Raw genomic sequence first — 3,638 nt, forward strand, 5'->3', positions numbered from 1 at the left:
ACTCCGGGCCGCCCCCGGCAGCGCGGGCGGCCCGGAGTCCCCCGGAGTGTGAAGTGACCCTGGCCCGTCTCGCCGCCCGTCACGGCGTCGCCACCGTCCACAGCCCGTCAGAAGGCGTCACCGTGCCCGTGCCGGACGCCACCGTGGTGGCCGTCCTCGNNGCGCCTGCTGCCCCCGACCCTGGTCCACCACCACGGCGAAGGACCGGTCCGCCCGCCGGAGGGCCTGCCGCCCGGCACCCGCCTCCGGGTCACCACCGAGGACGGCGGAGTCGTCACCGGCCGGGACTGGTCGGGGCTTCCGCTCGGCGTCCACACCGTCGAGGCGCAGGCCCCCGACGGGCGCGCGGCCACCGCCACCCTGATCGTGAGCCCCGCGCGCGTACCCGGGCCCGGGCGCCGCGCGTACGGGCTGCTCGTCCAGCTGTACTCGCTGCTCTCCACCCGTTCCTGGGGCATGGGCGACCTCGGCGACCTGCGGGAGCTCGCCGGCTGGGCGGGCCGCACGCACGGCGCCGGGTTCGTCCAGGTCAACCCGCTCCACGCGGGCGTGCCCGGGGCGCCCAGCGACCCCTCCCCGTACCGCCCGTCCTCGCGCCGCTTCCCGGACCCCGTCCACCTGCGGATCGAGGAGATCCCCGAGTACGCCCTGGTGGACCCCGAGCGCCGCGAGGAGCTCGACCGGATCCTCGCCGAGGCCGCCGAACTGCGCGAACAGGTCCTCGGCAAGGGCGCCCTGATCGACCGGGACGCCGTCTGGGACGTCAAGCGCCGGGCCCTGGAGCTCGTGCTCGGGAGCGTCGAGCTCGGTCCCGGCCGCCGCGCCGACTTCCACGACTTCCTCGCCGAGCGCGGCCGCGCCCTGGAGGACCACGCCACCTACCAGGCCCTCGCCGAGCGGCACGGCCACCACTGGCGGACCTGGCCCGAGGAGCTGCGCACCCCGCGCGCGGCGGAGACCGCCGTGCGCGCCGACCCCGCCCTGGCCGCCCGGGTCGACTTCCACTGCCGGCTCGCCTGGCTGACGGACCGGCAGCTCGCCGACGCCGCCGCGGCCGCCCGCGAGGCCGGCATGGAGGTCGGGATCGTCCACGACCTGGCGGTCGGCGTCCACCCCGAGGGCTCGGACGCCTGGGCCCAGCAGGAGGCCTTCGCGGCCGGCATGTCGGTCGGCGCCCCGCCCGACGCCTTCAACTCCCGGGGCCAGGACTGGGGCCTGCCGCCCTGGCGGCCCGACGCCCTCGCCGCCGCCGGCTACGCCCCGTACCGGGGACTCCTCCGCGAACTCCTCCGCCACGCGGGCGCGCTGCGCATCGACCACGTGATGGGCCTGTTCCGGCTGTGGTGGGTGCCGGAGGGCCGCGAGCCCACCGAGGGCACGTACGTCCGGTACGACGCCGAGGCGATGCTCGCGGTCCTCGTCCTGGAGGCCCACCGCGCCGGCGCCCTCGTCATCGGCGAGGACCTCGGCACGGTCGAGCCGGGAGTACGGGAGGAGCTGGCCCGGCGCGGGGTGTTCGGCACCTCCGTGCTCTGGTTCGAGCGGGACTGGGCGGGCACCGGCCGTCCGCTTCCGGCGGGGGAGTGGCGTACGGAGTGCGTCGCCACCGCCACCACCCACGACCTGCCCTCCACCGCCGCCCGGCTCTCCGGCGAGCACATCGGCCTGCGGCACCGGCTCGGGCTGCTCCCCGGCGACCTGGAGCGCGAGCGGGCGGCGGACGCGGCGGAGACCGCCGAGTGGCTGGCCGTGTTCGAGCGGACGGGGCTGCTCCCGGAGGGCCCCGGCGGCGAGGAGGCCGAGATCAGGGCCGTCCACCGGTTCCTGCTCGCCACCCCGGCCCGGATGGTGGGCGTGTGGCTGCCGGACACGGTGGGGGACCGCAGACCGCAGAACCTGCCGGGCACCTGGGACGAGTACCCCAACTGGCGACTGCCCCTCGCGGATCCGGACGGCCGGCCGCTCACCCTGGAACAGCTCGCCGCCTCGCCCCGGGCGCACGCCCTGCTGAGCGAGCTGCGGGCCCGCACGACGGAGGAGAACGCCCGTACGGGAGCGGAGAGCGCCCGTACGGCACCCCCGGGCGCGCGGCCCGTTTAGGTGTTCGCTACTTTGGGGCTGTGGACAAGAAGAACGCTCTGCGCGCCGGCTCGCTCGCGGCCGGTACGACGCTGATGATGCTGCTCATGTCGTCCCCCGCGCTCGCGCTCACCCGCGACGACGGTGACGACCCGGCCCCCAAGCTGAGTGTCGCCGAGACCCTCGGCCTGTACGTGGCGGCGCCGCTGGTGCTGTTCCTGGTGATCGCCGGTCTGGTGATGGTGCTCGACAAGTCCAAGAAGAAGGCGTAACCGCCTCTCAGGTCTCCGCCGAGGGCGCCGCACGGTACGAGGTACCGTGCGGCGCCCTCGCGTGCGTCGAGGCCCCTCACACCGTGGTCGCGAGCAGCTTCCTCAGCAGCCCGGCCAGCTGGTCCGCCTCCTCCGCGGTGAGCGCGGCCTCCAGGGCTGCCCGCTGCTCCCCGAGACCGGCCCCGACGGCCTGGTCCACCAGTTCCTTGCCGCGCTCGGTGAGGGTGACCCGCAGCCCGCGCCGGTCGTTCGGGTCGGGGCTGCGGGTGAGCAGCCCGGCCTTCTCCAGCTTGTCGAGCCGGCCGGTCATGCCGCCGGTGGTGATCATCAGCGTGGCGGTCAGCTCGCGCGGCGAGAGCGTGTACGGCGCTCCTGACCTGCGCAGCGTCGCCAGGACGTCGAACTCCCCGAGCGCCATGCCGTAGGGCGCGTAGGCCTTGTCCACCTTGCCGCGCATGGCGTTGGACAGCCGGTAGATACGGCCGAAGACGGCCATCGGCACCGTGTCCAGGTCGGGGCGGACGGCCGCCCACTGGTCGGTGATGTCGTCGACGGCGTCGTGGTCGGGGTTCTGCGTCTTCATGTCCTCAGTGTTCCCTTCTCCGCTCCTCGATCGCAAGCAAGTCACTTACGGGGGAGTCACTTACGAGAAAGTCTCTTACGGAAAAGCCTCTTGCGGAAAAGTAGCTTAGTGGTAAGTTACTCACCACGAAGCCAGTCCGGCGCCGCCGCTCCGGCACTCCACCGCAGGGGGAACCGTCATGTCCCGCAAGGCAGCAGTCACCGCGCTCACCGCCCTCGCCCCGATCTCCTGGGGCTCCACCTACTTCGTGACCACCGAGTTCCTGCCGCCCGACCGCCCGCTCCTCACCGGCCTCCTGCGGGCCCTGCCCGCCGGCCTCCTGCTCCTCGCGATCACCCGCAAGCTCCCGCAGGGCGCCTGGTGGTGGAAGTCCGCGGTCCTCGGAGCGCTCAACATCGGCGCCTTCTTCCCGCTGCTCTTCCTCGCCGCCTACCGGCTCCCCGGCGGAGTCGCCGCGGTCGTCGGCTCCGTCGGCCCGCTCTTCGTCGTCGGCCTCGCGGCCCTCTTCCTCGGCGAGAAGCCCACCGTGAAGGCCCTGCTCACCGCCGTCACCGCCGCCTTCGGCGTCAGCCTCGTCGTCCTCAAGGCCGGAGCCGCGTTCGACCTGATCGGCGTGGGCGCCGGACTGCTCTCCTCCCTCTCGATGTCCGCCGGCATCGTCTTCACCAAGCGCTGGGGCCGCCCCGAGGGCGTCGGCGCCCTCG

Annotated in this window: 3 protein-coding genes and 1 pseudogene; 3 read left to right on the forward strand and 1 reads right to left on the reverse strand. The window is 74.3% G+C overall.

The features are described from left to right. Positions 1 to 53 precede the first annotated feature (53 nt). Together malQ and CCN56_RS30455 are read left to right on the forward strand one after the other, a co-directional pair. Positions 54 to 2,100: pseudogene (gene malQ / locus CCN56_RS30450) on the forward strand (4-alpha-glucanotransferase). Positions 2,101 to 2,120: 20 nt separating this feature from the next. Next, on the forward strand, positions 2,121 to 2,351 hold the full coding sequence (locus CCN56_RS30455; protein WP_041129259.1) for a hypothetical protein: 231 nt from the start codon (positions 2,121 to 2,123) through the stop codon (positions 2,349 to 2,351). Positions 2,352 to 2,427: 76 nt separating this feature from the next. On the opposite strand, the gene CCN56_RS30460 is transcribed toward CCN56_RS30455, so the two are convergent. Further along, complete coding sequence (locus CCN56_RS30460; protein ID WP_086831161.1) at positions 2,428 to 2,934, reverse strand: MarR family winged helix-turn-helix transcriptional regulator; 507 nt, start codon at positions 2,932 to 2,934, stop codon at positions 2,428 to 2,430. Between the two features lie 178 nt (positions 2,935 to 3,112). Here CCN56_RS30460 and CCN56_RS30465 point away from each other — a divergent pair. Beyond that, positions 3,113 to 3,638 (forward strand): DMT family transporter (locus CCN56_RS30465; RefSeq protein ID WP_179200036.1); only part of this gene is annotated, 526 nt, incomplete at its 3' end.

The sequence above is a fragment of the Streptomyces sp. NRRL B-24572 genome (assembly GCF_002156145.1).
Classification (GTDB): domain Bacteria; phylum Actinomycetota; class Actinomycetes; order Streptomycetales; family Streptomycetaceae; genus Streptomyces; species Streptomyces vietnamensis.

Coding starts and splice junctions, on each gene's coding strand:
- CCN56_RS30460 (WP_086831161.1), bottom strand. CDS start 2,934: ATGAAGACGCAGAACCCCGACCACGACGCCGTCGACGACATCACCGAC.